Genomic DNA, 16,138 nt, shown 5'->3' with positions numbered 1-16,138 from the left:
GCGTCATCAGTTCTGTCTGCGGGCACGGTGGTGGAAGAGGCCGCGGGCAACCCGGTTCACCGGACCGCGCAGCAACACGTACGGCACGATGGCCAGGAACACGGCCACGAGCAGACCTTCGAGGGGCCGCAGCTCCTTGAGCACGAGGACCTGATAGATGAGGTCCATCGCCACGGCGAGGATGAAGACCCTGGCGACCGAGCTCCATCCAGATTGCAGCAGCTCGCGCCGGTGCGGCTTGTCCGTGAAGAGCGCCCACAAGTAGGCGGGCCGCCCCTCGTGCGCGTCCTTGATGCCGTCGCGCATGGCCAACAGCATCGCCATCACCGGTTGGAGGTAGAAGCGGAAGGCCATGGGCCCATCGGGGCGCTCGACGATCTCCCGCCACAACTGATTGAGCATGTCAGCCATCGTGAGCCTCCAGCGCCTGGGCGGACCGCGTCTCCTCCGTGCCGGGCTCGGCGCTCGCTTCCGTTTGCGCGGCAGCGCTGGCCGAGATCAGCAGGAGGACCGACACACTCATCGCCGTGAGTGGGTGTGTTCTCATCTTCGGACCTCTCGTGTGAACGGGCAGTCATGAGTCGGACCACCGGCACCCGCCCCCTGGAAGGGTTCTCAGGGGGCGGACGGCGCGTCACCGTCAATTGGACGTGCTTTGAGAGTTCTCCAGCTTCTCCATCACCTGGTCGATGGTGAAGCTCGCCGGCTTCTGGCGCGGCGGGAACTCCTTGAAGCTCTCGAGGAACCGGGCCACATACTGCTGGGCCGGGAGGAGCAGGAAGGTGTGGTCGATCAGCCAGGTGTGGTAGCCGACTCCATCCTCCCCCCGCTCGAACGGGTCCGCCCCCAGGTCGTAGACGAGTGGCGCCCGGCGCATCACGAAGGGCGTGGACCAGACATCGATGCCCTCGGCCTTCTGCTCGGCGAAGATCACCTTGATATGCCCGTGGCGCACGGCGAGCAGCTCGCCATCGTCGCCGAAGTAGAAGAACTCCTGGCGCTGGGAGGGCCCCTGCCCCGCGAGCAACTGGGTTTGATCGTAGCCGTCCAGGTGCACCTTGAAGGTCCTGTCATTGGCCTCATGGCCTTTCAGGAGCTTGTCCTTGACGTTCGGGTCGCCCGCGGCGGCCACCAGCGTGGGCAGCCAGTCCTCGGACGAGAAGAGCGCGTTGAGGCGGGTGCCTGGTTCGATGACGCCTGGCCAGCGGACAAGGCACGGCACGCGGAACGCGCCCTCCCAGTTGGTGTCCTTCTCTCCGCGGAAGGGCGTCTGTCCGCCGTCCGGCCACATGTTGGACATGGCGCCGTTGTCCGTGGAGTAGATGACGATGGTGTTCTCCTTCAGCTCCAGCTCGTCGAGCTTGGCCAGGAGCTGGCCGACGTGACCGTCGTGCTCGACCATGCCGTCGGGATAGAGCCCGATGCCCGTCTTGCCCTGGGACTCCGGCTTCAGGTGCGTGTGGATGTGCATGCGCGTGGTGTTGAACCACACGAAGAAGGGCTTGTCGGAGTCCGCCACGCGCTCGAGGTAGTCGATGGCCGCGGCGAGGAACTCCTCATCGGCGGTCTCCATGCGCTTCTTCGTGAGCGGCCCGGTGTCCTCGATGCGGCCGTCCGCGTAGGCGCGGATGACGCCGCGCGGGCCGAAGCGCTTCCGGAACTGGGGATCCTTCGGGTAGTCCGGGTTCTCGGGCTCCTCTTCCGCGTTGAGGTGGTACAGGTTGCCGAAGAACTCGTCGAAGCCGTGATTCGTGGGCAGATGCTCGTCCCTGTCCCCGAGGTGGTTCTTGCCGAACTGGGCGGTGTGGTAGCCCATCGACTTGAGCATATCGGCGATCGTCGGGTCCTCTTCGCTCAGGCCCACCTTGGCTCCCGGCATGCCGACCTTCGTCAGGCCCGTGCGGAAGGGGCACTGGCCGGTGATGAAGGCCGCGCGGCCCGCGGTGCAACTCTGTTGCCCGTAGTAGTTGGTGAGCAGCGCACCTTCCTTCGCCAGACGGTCGATGTTGGGCGTTTCGTAGCCCAGCATTCCCTGGTTGTAGGCGCTGAGGTTCCAGTAGCCGATGTCATCTCCGAAGATGACGAGGATGTTGGGCGCTTTGACAGCTCTGGCCATGGTGTCTTCTCTCCTTGCAACAGAATTGCGCCGTAGATGATGTGCATGCACCGGGTGGGGGCCGTCTGGGTCTGGCTGCTCGGTCAGCCCGGAAGGGTGGGGTCCTGGATTCGGACTCAACCCCTCACTGCTTGAAGACTGTCTTCCAGTCGTTCTTGATGCTCACCACCGTCCAGCCATGCGCCTTGGCGGCGTTGAGCGAGGCGTTGTCCTTCTCCTGGTAGGAGAACTCCCGCTGCGCGTCGTCGTGGTTGACGAGGAGCTGGAGCGAGGGCCCCTCGCGGCCCTGGGAGTATTCGAGCATCGCGATGTCACCGCTGGAGCGCTCGTTGCCGGCCGCGAGCACCGGGCGTCTGCCAATGTGCAGGTCGATGTTCACCGGCTTGGTTTCCTTGTCGTTGACCGCGCCGGGCTCGGGTTTCCTCCAGAGCACGGACTTTCCGCCCTGGTCCTTGAACTCCTTCTTCAGGGAGCTGCCGATCACCTGCTCCGGCGGAATCCCATACATCTGCTGGGAGATGGCCCGCATGAAGTCGATACCGCCCCCCGAGGAGATGTACGTGCGGAAACCGTTGGCGCGGAGGTACTCCAGCAGCTCCACCATGGGCTGGTAGGCGAGCTGGGTGTAGGGCACGCCGAGCTTCGGGTGCTTCGCCGTCTGGAAGAACTCGCGGACCTCCTGGTCGAACTGCTCGTCGGTCAGGTTGGCGGAGGTGATCGCGAACAGCTCCATCAGCGCCTTCTCACCGGCCCGGGTCAGGTACTCGAGGTCTCCATCGAGGGCGGCCTTGACCGCGGGCTTCTGCTTGAGCGAGGGCTCCTTCGCGACGCGCTTCTGGAGCTGCGCGAGCACGAAGGCACCCTGGATGACGGGCTGCTCGGGCCAGAGCGTGCCGTCGTTGTCGAAGGTGGCGATGCGCTCCTCGACGGGGATGAAGTCCGGGCTGCCCGGCGTGGTGACACGTTTGACGAAGTCGAGAATGGCCTTCTTCGGTGCGCCCTCATTCCAGGAGGGAAGTGGATCCTCCCGCGTCGCGGGTGCCTGGGCGGGAGAGGGGCTGCTCGCGGCGAGCGCCGTCAGGCACAGCAGCGGCAGGACCACCTCGCGGGCGGTGCGGAGTGCTGGGGATGTCCTCATGATTCACTACCTCCGTGGACTGTCTCCGAGAGTTCGTGCGCGTGTGTCAGTGAGGGCCGGAATCCCGTGGCTCTTCCAGCACGGACTCGCCCTGGCGGAGCTTTTGCCGCATCCGCTCCAGTTGATCTCGCTCCTCGGCCGGCATGGAGTCCTCGACCTCCTCCGCCAGGGTTTCCAGCCGGTGCAGGCCGTCGTGGAAGAACGCCCGCTCTTCCTCGGCGTAGGGGGCGTACCGGGCCAGGTAGTCCACCACTCCACTCAGCACGTGCGGGTAGAGGTGGTCTCGGCCCACCTTCTCTAGCAAGCCGGTGCGCTCCATCATCTCCCGCGTGGGAGCGAGCGCCCGCGCCAGCAGCAACGTCACCCCCTGGGTCTCCAAATCCTCGTGGAGGTCGGCCAGCATGTCGGCACCGGGCACGTCCAGATCCGTCGTCGCCTCGAGGTCCAACAGCACGGTCCGGACCGGGCGGGGACTGCGCTGGATGCGCTCCAGGATCTCCTCGCGGAGCGACTCGGCGTTGGCGAAGAAGATGCCCTCGTTGGGGCGGAGGACCATCAGCCCGGGCAGGGGATGCGCCGAGGGCTGGTGCCGCATGTCGACGAAGTCCAGGGTGCCCGCGGCTCGCCCCAGCTCGCTCAGCCGAGGGAGGCTGGCGCGGTAGATGGTGAGCAGCAAGGAGAGGCCCACCGCGAGGAGCAGGCCCGGCAGCACGTCGAAGACGAGCACGCCCAGCAGGGCGGCCATGGCCACGAGGAAATCGGGGCGGCGCATCCGGAACAGCCGCCGCAGCTCGCCCACCTCCATCATCCCCGAGACGGCCACCACCACGATGACACCCAAGGTGGCCTCTGGCAGGGCGCGGAAGAGGGGCGTGAAGAAGAGCGCCACCAGCAGCGTGAGGCCGGCCGCCACCAGAGAGGAGACCTGGCTGCGTGCCCCCGCCTGGTCGTTGGCCGCGGACTTCGACAGGCTGCAGCCGATGGAGAAGCCCTGGAAGAGACCGGCGCCCATGTTGGCGCAGCCCAGGCCGATCAGCTCCCGGTTGGCGTTCACCGTGTAGCCATGCCGGGCCCCGAGCATTCGTGCCGGGCCGATGGCCTCCGCGAACGCCACCAGCGCGATGCCGCACGCCCCTGGCAGCAGGGCCAGCACATCGCTCCACTTCATGTCCGGCAGCCGTGGCGCCGCGAGCCCGGCCGGGATGTTCCCTACCACCGCCACCCGCCGCGCCTGAAGGCCGAGCAGGTGGGATGCGAGGATGGCCAGCACCAGGACCACCAGGGCCGCGGGGAGGCGCTCCGAGATGCGCTCGAGGACCACCAGCAGCACCAGACAGCTCGCGCCCACCAGGAGCGTGGGCAGGTGGCTCTCCGGGAGGTGGGTGAGCACGAACCACAGCTGCTCGAAGAAGCCCTCCCCGGCGCCCTTCAACCCGAAGAGCTTGGGCACCTGCTTCATGGCGATGACCAGCGCCAGCCCGAAGACGAAGCCGGTGAGGACGGACGGGGAGAAGAACTGGGCGATGCGCCCGAGCCGCAGCACGCCCGCGAGCAGGGAGATGAGGCCCGCCAGGATGGCCAGGCCGGCGGTGAGGGCGAGGTAGTGGGCCGAGCCAGAAGGAGCCAGTGCGCTCACGGTGGCGGCGGAGAGGACGGCCACCGTGGCGGAGACGGCCACCACGAGCTGGCGCGAGCTGCCCAGCAGGGCATAGAGCACCAGGGCCGCCGGGCACGCATAGAAGGCCGCCTGGGGTGGTGCGCCAGCGAGCTGGGCGTACGCCATGCCCTCGGGGATGAGGAGGGCCGTGATGGTGAGCGCTCCAACCAGGTCTCGCTTCAGCCAGCCCGGACGGTAACCCCGCATCGAGCCCAGCAACGGGATGACGGCGGAGGGTCTGGCGAGGGTCGTGCTCCGCTGGCGCATGCTCGGCTCCGGTATGGAGTGCTTCTGTCCGCGAAACATGAGTTGCTTCCGCGCCGGGGAGCACCCGGGTGTGCTCATTCGAGGAGTCCAGGGGTGACTTGCCTGTCTCCACACCCTCGCGCGCTTCCTGCACCCCGGGGCCAGAGGCTGTCGTGGGATGGACGGGCGAGGCCTGCTGTGGGGCCGGGCATCCTTCCGCCAGCGTTCACCAATCCGCATCCCCTCCCACCCGCGAGCAGGTGCTACCACCGCACTCGGGGCTCATATCCGGGCCATATGAGCCTGACTGCGATTGCGTTGCTTCTGTCCTTGAGTACCGCGGCCACCGAGCAGACGAATGCTCGTGAGACTCCAGCATGTGAGTGTGAACAGGGTCGTTCGCGCCAGCTCGGGGGCCACACCTTCCTCTTTCCCATCCTCCAGCAGAGCGCCTTCGTCTCCAGCTACGTGGGCCTTCACGAGGGTGTCGTGGTGTACGACGTGCCGGACCTGCCCATTGGTAGCCTGGGGTTGCAGGACGTGTCGCTCACGGGCTTCCAGCAGACGCTGGATCTGGGCCTGCGAATCACTCCCTGGCTGGGCCTGTGGGGCCAGGCGCGAGGTATCGCCTACACCGGCCTGACGGTGGGCTCGTTCGTGTCGGATGGCGCCAGCTACCGCGTGGGCGGCGACGCCGGTCTCGTGGTCCGGCTGCTGCACTTCGACTCGAGCGGCACGCAACTGTCGCTGCGCGCTGGCGCCGGCCTCGAGGGTGGCCGGGAGTTCACGCTGCTGCCGCTGCTGAGCTCCATCGTGGACACTCCGGGGGTGACGCTGGTGAGCATCCTGCGCGGCAACCTGGGTGAGCTCCTCATCGTCCCCATGTCGGAGAGCTCGGTGAATGGCGGCGCGTACTTCGCCCAGAAGCTCGGGACTCCCGTCCTGGGACTCCAGGCCTCGGCCTCGGCGATGCACGCCTGGCGCACGCGCAAGCCCTTCGATCCCACCACGGGCGCGCGCGTCGACCAGGACACCACCGCCTTCCGCTTCAACCTGGCGGCCGCGCTCACGGCGGACTTCAAGCCGCTCGGCGTTCCCCTGGCGCTGATGGGCGAGTACCTCTTCACCGCGGGCAGTCAGTCGGAGGTGGCGCTGGCGCGCACCGACCTGAACACCAGCTCGATCGCCCTCGGCCTCTACTACTCGGGGCGGCCCAACCTGCAGCTCGGCCTGGGCGGCGTGGCCGTGCTGCACGCCGAGCCCCGCATCGGCCGCGACGCGGATGGCAACCTCGCGAAGTCCGGCAGTCCCTCGATCAACTACGGCCAGCTCATGCTCCGCTACATCTGGTGAGCCTCCGACTGGAGGGAGGGGCAGGCGGGCTCGCGGCTCCCGGCGCGGGAGGACTCCCAATGCCTATCGTCGGGAAGTGAACCGCCCCTGGGGGGCTCGAGGGAGATTGTCATGTCCTTGCCGTCGCGTCTGGCCGGTGCGCTGCTGGTGCTGGGGCTCGCTTCCTGTACCACCATCAAGACGAACACGAACTACGACCCCAACGCCGTGCAGCAGGTGAGCGCGTACCGCACCTACTCCTGGCTGCCCGCCAAGGAGGGGGGAAACCCACGCGTCTACAACCCCATCATCCAGGCGCGTGTCCAGCAGGCGGTAGACCGGGAGCTGCAGGCGCGCGGCTACCAGAAGGTGGAGGAGGGACAGCCCTCCGACTTCAAGGTGGGCTGGCACGGCGCCATCGATCACAAGGTGGATGTGGACTACATCAACTCCTATTACGGCTACGGTTGGGATCCCTGGTACGACCCGTTCTACGGCCCGGTCGCCTACGGCGGCGCCGGGGTGACCACTCCCGTCGTGCGCGAGTACAGCGAGGGGACGCTCATCCTCGACGTCGTGGACGCCGACGCGAACAAGCTCGTCTGGCGCGGCACGGCGCAGGCCGAGCTGTCCGAGAATGTGGATGCGAACAAGAGCCAGAAGCTCATCAATGAGGCCACCCACAAGCTGCTGGAGAAGTTCCCGCCCCAGCCCGAGCCGAAGTAACGGGTAGCTGCCGCCGGGCGTCCGGCGCATGACGCGGCCTCGCCCCGTGGGGCCGCTCGGCGGGGCGGCAGGGGGTGCGCATGCTGGGGGCCGGTCCTCCCATGTGCACCTTTCCCCGGTTCTCGTCCCTCCTGTTCACGGTGCTGCTGGCGGCGCTGCTGACGGCCTGTGCCGCGGTGAAGGTGGAGCCGCGCTCGCCCCTCTACGAGCGCGTGGGCAAGTCGGAGTTGAGCGTAGGCGTGCTGCGCATCCGCGTGCGCGACATGGCCCGCCGCTTCCCGGGAGTCCTCGAGGCCACCGCGGATGAGCTCGCCGCGCTCTCCCGCTCGCCCTCGGACCGCGAGAAGATGGTGCGCTTCAAGAGCAACGCGGTGCCCGCCATGCAGGGGGCACTGCTCCAGCCGGATCCGGTGGCGGCGTTGATCGACGCCTGGGCGCTGCTGGCCCAGATGCAGCAGGTCCTGCCGAAGTGGGCGGAGGGGGCGCCGCCGGAGGTGATGGACACGGCCCAGCGCTCGCTGGGGATGTTGGAGTCGGAGGTGGAGACGCTCTGGCGGGAGCTGTCGGGCCGCGAGGATGTCTCCCAGTTGCGCCAGCTCGTGCACGGGTGGGCCGCCGAGCATCCGTTGACCGGACCGATCATCACGCGCGAGTCCACGGTGCCCCTGCTGGCCGCCTTCACGGATCGCTCCGGGGTGGGCCTGCTGGGCTCGACGGCCGCGCTGCTCGCGGACACGCAGGACCTCGTCACCCGGGTGGACCTTTATGCCGGCAGCCTCCCCCGGCAGGCCCGCTGGCAGGCGGAGCTCGCCGTCCAGGAGATGGTGGAGGGGACTCCGGTCCTGACTTCGGCCATGGACGAGATGGGACGGGCCGTGGACGTGCTCGTGCGGATGGGCGCGCTGGCCGGCACCACCCCAGCGGTGGTGACTCGCGAGCGCGAGGCGCTGCAGGACTTCATCTCCTCCGAGCGGCTGGCCGTGCTGGAGGGCATGCGGGGCGAGCGCCTGGCGGTGATGGACTCGCTCCACACCGAGCGGGTGGAGACGCTCGCGCAGACGGACACGATGGGCCGGGGCTGGGTGGACCATGCCTTCGATCGGGCCGAGGCCCTGGTGGACCACATCTTCCTGTGGTTGCTGGGGCTGACGGCCCTGCTGGTGGCGGGGGCGCTCGGGGTTGCGGCGCTGCTGGCGCGAGGAGGACGCCCTGGTGCGCGCCCACGCTGGGGCCGTTGGCGCCGGGCAGGGGGGCCGCCGAGGGACGAGGGGCCCGCGGTGCCTGGGCCCGAAGTGGAGCACGGCCCGCCCGGCGAGCACCCCGGCGAGCCCCACCATTAGGGGCTGTTCACCGGGTCAGGAGGTGCCCATCGTCTCCTCTAGGAGGAGCGATGAGCAAAGAGGCGCGCCTGTCTCCGGTCGAGCTGCTGCGGCAACTCACCCTCTCGGTCGAGCGCCTCGCGGCCCAGGGACTCGCCAGCGGCGCGGTGCGCGGTGCCTCCGAGGAGTTGCGGGCGAGGCTTCCGCAGCTCGATGGGCAGCTCCAGGAGGTCTTCGAGGATGTGTTGACGCTGCTCGGGCGCATGGCGCACGAGGCCGCCGAGCGCCCGGCCCGGCCTCCCGAGGAGTGGTCGCGACTGGCGGCGGAGGGCGCGGTGCGGGGAGCGGTCGAGCAGCTGCGGCGCTCGATGCCCGGCCTGGACGCGTTCTCCCGTGAGGTGTTGGAGCGGCTGAATCAGTTGCTCGAGCGCTCCACGCGAGTCGCGGCGAACCGGGAGTGGGAGCTTCGCACGCCCGGGGAGCGTGCCCAGCTCGCCGCCGCTGGTGCGGTGCGGGGCGCACTGGAACAGCTCAATGAATCGATGACGCAGCTGGCGCCGGTGGCGGCCGAGTTCTCGTCGCAGGTGGGGCGCGGTTTCGTCGAGGGACTCGGCGCGAAGGCGGAGGAGAAGAGCGATGCACTCGCTGCCCTCCTCGAGGTGGCGGGGCGGAACTTCGTTCACTCGCTCGTGGGGCAGCTCGACACGGAGCTGCGGGAACGGTGGCACGCGAGGGAGGGGGAAGTGAGCCGGGCCGTGGCGGACACGGCCGAGCAGGTGGCAGCGGCATGCGTGCGGGGCGCCACCGAGGAGCTGGTTCGCCAGGTGCGCTCCCTGGGCAGCTCCACATCGCCCGGGGTTGCACTCCGGCAAGCGAGCCGCGAGGTGTCCAGCGGCATCCTGGCCGCGCTGGGAGAGGGCCTGCGCAGGCCCCTCGTGCTCGCGGCGGGAACGGGCAGTGCGCTCCTGCTCACCGTGCTCCTCGTCACCAGGCTCCGTTGAGTGGCCGGTGGTGGATGGAGTGTGCCTCAGAGCAGGTTCTGGGCGAGCTGCACCACGACGGCGAGGAACTGCCGGTCCACGATGAGCAGCGGCACCAGGGGCGCCAGGGCCGCGGCGGCGACGGCGATGATCGGCCAGCGGCTCCAGGGGAAGAGCCGCATCCGGTGCGTGACATCGAACGCCGTTCCCAGGTCCGCGAGCGAGGAGAACTCGGCGGCACCCAGGAGGCGGCGCTCGATGGTGTCCGCGGGCCGCTGCTGGTCGCCCTGGGGCTCGAACCACTTGCGTTCGAAGTCTCGCGAGTGAAGGGCCGCCAGCGCGGAGAACTGGAGCTCTCCACGCCGCTTCGCCCTCACGAGCGGGAGCCAGAAGGACAACAGCGGACCGAACACGAGGACGAGGGCAACGAATGCGAGGGCGAGCAGGGGAAGGGCGTACTTCAGCGGATCCTCGGTGGGGGACACATGGCTGAGGCGACGGGTGGCACTGGCGGAAGAGCAGGCCACGGCGAAGGTGACGATGGCGAAGCTGCCCTGGCAGGTGCACAGGAACCGCAGGCCGCCCGCGAGGTCCGGGTGGGTCGGTCTCAGCGCGAGGGGCAGCCGTGAGACGCGGAACAGGAACAGGGCCCACACGGTGCCGCGCCACAGCCACCAGAGCACCAGGAACCGGAAGATGGGCAGGCTCACCGCCGCGTACCACGTGCCGGCTGGAGAGAGCTGTCCCTCGCCGCCCGCGAAGATCCACTCCGGGTGCTGCTCGGAGAACTGGTGCGTGAAGGAGAGCAAATAGCTGACGGCCAGCAGCCCGACCTCGACGAACCCCAGGCTCCGGAGCCGCGTCGCCTCGCGCGCGGCGTCGTCGAGGGCGCGCAGGCTCCGCGCTTCGACGAGCTCCGAGGAGACGAGCTGGCGCACGGCCACCGCGAGGCGCCCGTCCACATAGCGCTCGGCGACGATGAGCAGGGGCAGGGAGAGCAGCAGCTGGATGTGGACATGGAAGTCGAGCAGGAAGGCACGACGCCCCTCGGGCTCTGCACGCAGGAGCGTGAGGAGCAGGAGGGGGAGCCAGCTCAGGAGCGAGAGGGCGAGCAGGCGCCAGCGCAGGGTTGGGCTTCCCGGACGGAGGAGATGGAGCCGCCGCCGCAGCTTGAGGAACGGGCCTCCCTGGAGCAGCGAGAAGTCCTGCAATGACGCGGGTATGTCCATGGCCGTGTTCAATCTAGGAATCGGTCCGTGGGCGTGGCGAGCGTCACTCCGTGCACGGCAGGCAGGCGGAGAGTGGGCCTGGTGCCGTGCGGCAGTCGTCCGGAGCGCTCAGGCCCGCGCGCCGGTGGAGAACGGATCCACATACGGCCTGGAGGCGAGCTCCGCCCAGGTGTCGTGGAGTCCGTCGAGGTAGGTGACCTTGATGCCGGCGAGGTTGGCGCCGTCGAGGCAGTGCGCGTTCACGGCGTAGTATTCCCCGCCTAGCTCCGGGATGTTCCCGTGACCGAACGAGCGGAGTCCGCACACCTTGCAGAACCGGCTATGTGAGGCCTCGGACTTCGAGTAGTCGCCCAGGACCTCCTTGCCGGAGAGGAGACGGAAGGCGTTCGGCTTCACGTTGATGCCCCACCACTGCGTCTTGGTGCACACGGTGCAGTTGCACCGGGTCGTCCCCTGGCTCGGGTCGAAGTCGACCTCGAAGCGCACGGCGCCGCACTGGCAGCTGCCTTTGTACGTCTTGAGGCCAGGGGAGATGTCGCTCTTCGCGGAGGTGGGGTTGCTCATGGCTGGATGCTCCAGGGTTCTGGGCGGGAGCCTTCTGGGCTCGCCCTTGGGATGAGTTGAAGGTAGGAAGGGTTGCGGACAGATTCGGTCCGCAATGAGAGGAGCCGTACCGTGGTCCAGACGTCCGCCCGGCTGCTGAAGGTCCTGTCGCTGTTGCAGTCCCGGCGCTTCTGGGCGGGCGGGGACCTGGCGCGGGAGCTCGGGGTGACGGAGCGCAGTGTTCGCCGGGACGTGGATCGGCTCCGGACCCTTGGCTACCCGGTGCATGCGGCCGCGGGCGTTGGTGGCGGATACCAGTTGGGGGCCGGGAAGGAGCTGCCCCCGTTGCCGCTCGAGGACGATGAGGCAGTGGCCGTTGCGATCGGGTTACGCGTGGCGGCGACCGGGCCGGTGAAGGGGCTGGAAGAGGCCGCGGTGCGAGCGCTCGGGAAGCTGGAGCAGGTGCTGCCGAAGAGGCTCCGGCGGAGGGTGAACGCGCTCCAGGCCGTGAGCGTGCGGCTCGGCGACCCGGTGCCCAAGGTCGACGCGGAGGTGCTGGCGGTGATCGCCAGTGCGTGCCGTGACTCCGAGTTGCTGCGGTTCGATTACAGCAGTCGCGGGGGCACGGCGAGCGCGCGGTCCGTCGAGCCCTACCGTCTCGTGCACACCAGCTACCGTTGGTACCTGCTGGCCTACGACCTGGAGCGGGAAGGGTGGAGGACGTTTCGCGTCGACCGCATCGGTCCGGGGCCGAGAACCGGGCGTTCCTTCAAGGCCCGCCCGCTTCCGTCCGAGGATGTGGCCGCCTACGTGTCGCAGGCGGTCTCGACGGACGCATACCGGTTCCGCGCGCGCGTGACGGTGCATGCCCCTGCGCGCGAGGTCTCCGAGCGGTTGTCCGGAGTAGCGGGCCGCATCGAGGAGCTGGATGCGGAGCGCTGCCTGGTCCACGCCGGCGGAGACAGCCTCGAGTCGCTCGCGTTCTACTTCGGGTGGCTGGGATTCGAGTTCGAGGTGCACGAACCCCGGGAGCTCATCGAACACCTTCGCCGCCTGTCCGAGCGTCTCTCGCGGGCCGCGCAGCGGTAGTCGTGCTCAGACCTTCGTGAAGCACGCACTCGCTATTCCGTACTCGCGGGAGGGGGTACCCTGCGGCGCAGGAGAACCCAAGGAGTCACCTCGTGAAAAAGCTGCTGGTAGTCAGTTGTCTCCTGTGGTGTGGCCTGAGCCTGGCGGCCCCTCGGATCCCCAAGGCCGCCGCCAAGGCCGTCCCAGACAAGGCTGCGGTCCAGAGCGTGAGGACTCCCCCGAATCCAAATGGACGGAAAGGAGGGACAGAGCATCAGACGAAGGTCAAGGAGGTGGCCCAGGAGGTCGAGGCGCGCGGACTGCAGCCCAAGACCGAGCACATGGTCGAGACCCCTGGGGGCTCCAAGGGCAAGCGTCCAGAGTTCCATCCTTACAACAAATGAGGCTCCTATGGGGCACCAGGTCAATTTCTTCCTGATGCCAGAAGACACCCGGCTCCTCGAGCAGAGGCTCAGGGAGGAGTGCTCGGTGGTCTTCCTGGATGGTGAGTCGCGGGGCTCCACTCCCGTGCGGCTTCCTGGCCTCGAAGTCTCCGAGTTCGGCAAGACACGGCTGAGGGTCATGCTGGCACAGCCGGAGGATCTGAAGTCAGTCATCCTGAGGCACGTCCCTCAGCAAGGATACTGGGCGGTGGAATCGGATCGTTCGCCGGTGATCGAGCTGGATCGCTGCTACTATGACGGCAAGATACTCAGGGCGGGACGACTGTATTACCAACGGCAGTTCGCCGAGGATGGTGTCTGGGTGGAGAAACCCGAGGTCTTCCAGGCGTGGGCAAGGAAGGTCTTCTCGGTCACCCGTAAGACACTCCAAAAGCTACCAGACAGGCCATACTACGTCGGGCCTCATGCCTTGGCCGGACAGGAGCAGGGGCGCGTCAAGCTGATGGTTTCCACGAACAAGTCGTTGCTCCCATGACCTCAGGCCACCTGGCTGCTGGGCTCCTCGCTAGAAGCTGGGCCGCTTCTCCGAGCCGCCGAACTTCAAGACGCGGCCCGTGAGCTCGAGCAGGACGTAGTTGCGCGGGAGCCGCTCCGCCTGCACGCCCAGGGAGACGTTCTGTTCGATGACGATGTCCGCGCCCAGGATGTGGTTGTAGGTCACCCCGAGGCGGAGGCCGCCGAAGTCGATGCCGAGCTGCGGCGCGATGCCGTAGAACTGGCCGCCCGTCTGCGAGATACCCGCACCACCGTTTCCCGCGCTCACGCTCTGCCCGGCGATCACGTAGGTGCCGCCTCCGAAGCCGACGAACGGCCGCACACCGGAGGACCCGAGGAGGAGTTCCGCCTTGATGAGCGTGCCCACCGAGGCCCCGAGCGCGATCGACGTGGTCCCGGACGGCACAATGCGGCCGCCGAATATCAGGCCCACATCGACCCGCGTCCCCACCGCGAGCCAATCGGTGATGTTCCACTTCGGCTCGACCACCACCCCGAATCCGTAGCTCTGCGTGCCGTAGCCCCACACTCCGCCCATGCCCGAGTGGACGACGATGAGAGGCTGCTGGCGGCCCCTGGGCGCATCGACCGCCGCCGGGTACGCGTCGTCCGTCGTCGAGTACTCCGCGTACTCGTCAGCCGCCTTGGCGACGGGGGCCGTGTTGGCCGCGGGAGCGTTATTGGCCGTGCTGCCGAAGCCACCCGCCTTGGGGGCTGGCGCGGTGGCCACCGCGGGGGCGGGCGCGCTGGTCACCGCGGGGGCGGGCTGCTGGGCCGCCTGGGCCTTCCGGGCCTCCTCCAGCTTTCCGGCCTCGGCGAGGATCTCCTGCGCCATGACCGTCACGCCCTTGTCGCTCAGCTTCGGGGTGGTGAACTCATAGGCGAGCTGGTTGTGGAGCTTCGGCGCCTGCTTCGTCTGGAGGACATAGACGAGGCGGAACTTCGCACCGTTGCGATCCAGCTTCGCCCCCACCACCACATCCGCGCCCTCGGTCGCTCCGGCGGGCACCAGCGTGGCCTTGTCCTGCTCGGCCTTGAGGGCCTGCGTCAGTCCGTAGAGGGTGCGCTCCTGCAGCGACTGCGTGCTCAGCTCGGGGATGTCGGTGATGGTGCTCTCACCGCGCAAAAACTGGACGCGCAGCGGTGAGGCGAAGACGCAGAGGGGGAGCAGGGAGACGGCCAGCACGGCGCTGGCTCGGAGCGGAGGGAGTGCACGGCGCATCGAAAGTCCTCGGGGGTGGTGTGAAGCCGCCCTTGGACTATCAGCCTGTGCACAATATTCACATGAGGCCGTACCCCCTCCCACAGGGAGAGGGGGCCAGCCCGGGTGCAGCGGGCCTTGCTCAGTAGGCCTTGGAGAAGACGATGCGGCCCTGAGAAGGCTCGCCCGTCACCACGCACTTGCCCGGCTCTTGTTTGAGCGCAAACGGCCGGTTGCGCGTCGTCAGGCCCGTCTCATCCTTGATGCGCGCCTCCACCTTGGGGTCGCCGTTCCAGTGCGCCAGCAGGAAGCCGTCGTCCGCCTTCGCCTTCATCTCCTCGTAGCTGTTCACCTCGAAGGTGCGCGAGTCGCGGAACGACTTCGCCTTCTCGAACAGGGACGTCTGCATCTGCTCGAGCATCTCCTGGGCCTTGGCCACCGCCTGGTCCAGCTGCACGAACTCCTTCTGCTTCACGTCCCGGCGCACCATCACGCACGAGCCCTTGGCCAGGTCCTTGGGGCCCAGCTCCACCCGGAGGCAGGTGCCAATCAGCTCGTGCTCGCTGTACTTCCAGCCCGGGCTCTTGGTGTCGTCGTCGTCCACCACCACGCTCAGGCCGGCCTTCTTCAGGTCCGCCGCGAGCGCGTGCGACTTCTCCAGCACCTGGGTCTTCTCGGCGTCCGTCGCCTTGCCGGCGATGGGGATGATGACCACGTGCGTGGGGGCCAGGCGCGGCGGGACGATGAGGCCCGCGTCATCCGAGTGCGTCATGATGAGGCCGCCGATGAGGCGCGTAGACACGCCCCAGGACGTCTGCCACACGTGGTGCTGCTTGCCGTCACGGCCCTGGAACTGCGTGTCGAAGGCCTTGGCGAAGTTCTGCCCCAGGTTGTGGCTGGTTCCCGCCTGCAGCGCCTTCTTGTCCTGCATCATCGCCTCGATGCTGTAGGTGCGCAGCGCGCCGGCGAACTTCTCCGACTCCGTCTTGCGCCCCGTCATCACCGGCATCGCCATGTAGTCCTCGGCGAACTTCCGGTAGACCTCCAGCATCTGCAGCGTCTCCTTCTCCGCGTCCTCCTCCGTCTCGTGGCAGGTGTGGCCCTCCTGCCAGAGGAACTCGGTGGTGCGCAGGAACAGGCGCGTGCGCATCTCCCAGCGCATCACGTTCGCCCACTGGTTGATGAGCAGCGGGAGATCCCGATAGCTCTGAATCCACTTGGAGAAGCTGCGGTTGATGATGGTTTCCGAAGTGGGCCGGATGACGTAGGGCTCCTCGAGCTTGGCGCCGCCGGCGTGCGTGACGACGGCGAGCTGGGGGTTGAAGCCCTCGACGTGCTCGGCCTCCTTCTTGAGGTAGCTCTCGGGGATGAGCAGCGGGAAGTAGGCGTTCTTGTGGCCCAGGTCCTTGAACATCTTGTCCAGGACGCGCTGCATGTTCTCCCAGATGGCATAGCCATTGGGACGGATGACCATGCAGCCCTTCACGTCCGAGTAGTCGGCGAGCTTCGCCTTCTGGACCAGGTCCACATACCACTCGGAAAAGCCCTTCTCGCGCGGTGCCAGCTTCTCGGCCATCTGCTTGAAATCCTTCGAAAATGAGTGAGGGCCGTTGCCTACGCCGGC

Annotated in this window: 15 protein-coding genes; 6 read left to right on the top strand and 9 right to left on the bottom strand. The window is 68.0% G+C overall.

The window, feature by feature from the left end:
- Nucleotides 1–6: 6 nt before the first annotated feature.
- From OV287_RS47780 to sulP, 5 genes are all read right to left on the bottom strand, one after another.
- Nucleotides 7–411: a hypothetical protein gene (locus tag OV287_RS47780; protein WP_267540747.1), complete on the bottom strand. Its 405-nt coding sequence runs from the start codon at nt 409–411 to the stop codon at nt 7–9.
- Nucleotides 404–547, bottom strand: coding sequence for a hypothetical protein (locus tag OV287_RS47775; protein WP_267540746.1), 144 nt, complete (start codon nt 545–547; stop codon nt 404–406). The genes OV287_RS47780 and OV287_RS47775 overlap by 8 nt, the downstream gene beginning before the upstream one ends.
- 93 nt (nt 548–640) lie before the next feature.
- The gene (locus OV287_RS47770) at nt 641–2,116 is read right to left on the bottom strand and encodes an arylsulfatase (protein WP_267540745.1); all 1,476 of its coding nucleotides are present in this window, start codon (nt 2,114–2,116) and stop codon (nt 641–643) included.
- 124 nt (nt 2,117–2,240) lie between these two features.
- A complete protein-coding gene (locus tag OV287_RS47765) occupies nt 2,241–3,254 on the bottom strand; it encodes an HAD family hydrolase (protein WP_267540744.1) in 1,014 nt (337 codons plus the stop codon).
- 46 nt (nt 3,255–3,300) lie between these two features.
- Nucleotides 3,301–5,178, bottom strand: a complete 1,878-nt coding sequence (gene sulP, locus OV287_RS47760; RefSeq protein ID WP_267540743.1) for a sulfate permease — start codon at nt 5,176–5,178, stop codon at nt 3,301–3,303.
- A 276-nt stretch (nt 5,179–5,454) separates the two neighbouring features.
- On the opposite strand from sulP, the gene OV287_RS47755 reads away from it, so the two are divergent.
- The 4 genes from OV287_RS47755 (at nt 5,455) to OV287_RS47740 (ending at nt 9,535) form a co-directional block, all read left to right on the top strand.
- Complete coding sequence (locus OV287_RS47755) at nt 5,455–6,510, top strand: hypothetical protein (protein ID WP_267540742.1); 1,056 nt, start codon at nt 5,455–5,457, stop codon at nt 6,508–6,510.
- A gap of 111 nt (nt 6,511–6,621) precedes the next feature.
- Nucleotides 6,622–7,215, top strand: coding sequence for a DUF4136 domain-containing protein (locus OV287_RS47750; RefSeq protein WP_267540741.1), 594 nt, complete (start codon nt 6,622–6,624; stop codon nt 7,213–7,215).
- A gap of 101 nt (nt 7,216–7,316) precedes the next feature.
- Nucleotides 7,317–8,555 (top strand): chemotaxis protein, encoded by a 1,239-nt coding sequence (locus tag OV287_RS47745; protein WP_267540740.1) that lies wholly within the window; start codon nt 7,317–7,319, stop codon nt 8,553–8,555.
- A gap of 50 nt (nt 8,556–8,605) precedes the next feature.
- Nucleotides 8,606–9,535, top strand: coding sequence for a hypothetical protein (locus tag OV287_RS47740; RefSeq protein ID WP_267540739.1), 930 nt, complete (start codon nt 8,606–8,608; stop codon nt 9,533–9,535).
- 26 nt (nt 9,536–9,561) lie between these two features.
- Here the strand turns inward: OV287_RS47740 and OV287_RS47735 are convergent, their stop codons facing one another.
- Nucleotides 9,562–10,743 (bottom strand): hypothetical protein, encoded by a 1,182-nt coding sequence (locus OV287_RS47735; protein ID WP_267540738.1) that lies wholly within the window; start codon nt 10,741–10,743, stop codon nt 9,562–9,564.
- A 108-nt stretch (nt 10,744–10,851) separates the two neighbouring features.
- Nucleotides 10,852–11,307 carry a GFA family protein gene (locus tag OV287_RS47730; protein WP_267540737.1) on the bottom strand — a complete coding sequence of 152 codons (456 nt, stop codon included), beginning with the start codon at nt 11,305–11,307 and terminating at the stop codon, nt 10,852–10,854.
- Nucleotides 11,308–11,418: 111 nt separating this feature from the next.
- On the opposite strand from OV287_RS47730, the gene OV287_RS47725 reads away from it, so the two are divergent.
- Nucleotides 11,419–12,375: a helix-turn-helix transcriptional regulator gene (locus OV287_RS47725; RefSeq protein ID WP_267540736.1), complete on the top strand. Its 957-nt coding sequence runs from the start codon at nt 11,419–11,421 to the stop codon at nt 12,373–12,375.
- A 390-nt stretch (nt 12,376–12,765) separates the two neighbouring features.
- Nucleotides 12,766–13,293, top strand: a complete 528-nt coding sequence (locus OV287_RS47720; protein ID WP_267540735.1) for a hypothetical protein — start codon at nt 12,766–12,768, stop codon at nt 13,291–13,293.
- 30 nt (nt 13,294–13,323) lie between these two features.
- On the opposite strand, the gene OV287_RS47715 is transcribed toward OV287_RS47720, so the two are convergent.
- Complete coding sequence (locus OV287_RS47715; RefSeq protein WP_267540734.1) at nt 13,324–14,535, bottom strand: hypothetical protein; 1,212 nt, start codon at nt 14,533–14,535, stop codon at nt 13,324–13,326.
- A 121-nt stretch (nt 14,536–14,656) separates the two neighbouring features.
- Nucleotides 14,657–16,090 (bottom strand): proline--tRNA ligase, encoded by a 1,434-nt coding sequence (gene proS / locus OV287_RS47710; protein ID WP_267540733.1) that lies wholly within the window; start codon nt 16,088–16,090, stop codon nt 14,657–14,659.
- Nucleotides 16,091–16,138 lie beyond the last annotated feature (48 nt).

This window comes from Archangium lansingense, from assembly GCF_026626635.1.
GTDB classification, from domain to species: Bacteria; Myxococcota; Myxococcia; order Myxococcales; family Myxococcaceae; genus Archangium; species Archangium lansingense.
The sequence above is the reverse complement of the archived record's forward strand: the minus strand, read 5'-3'. Positions and strand labels throughout refer to the sequence as shown.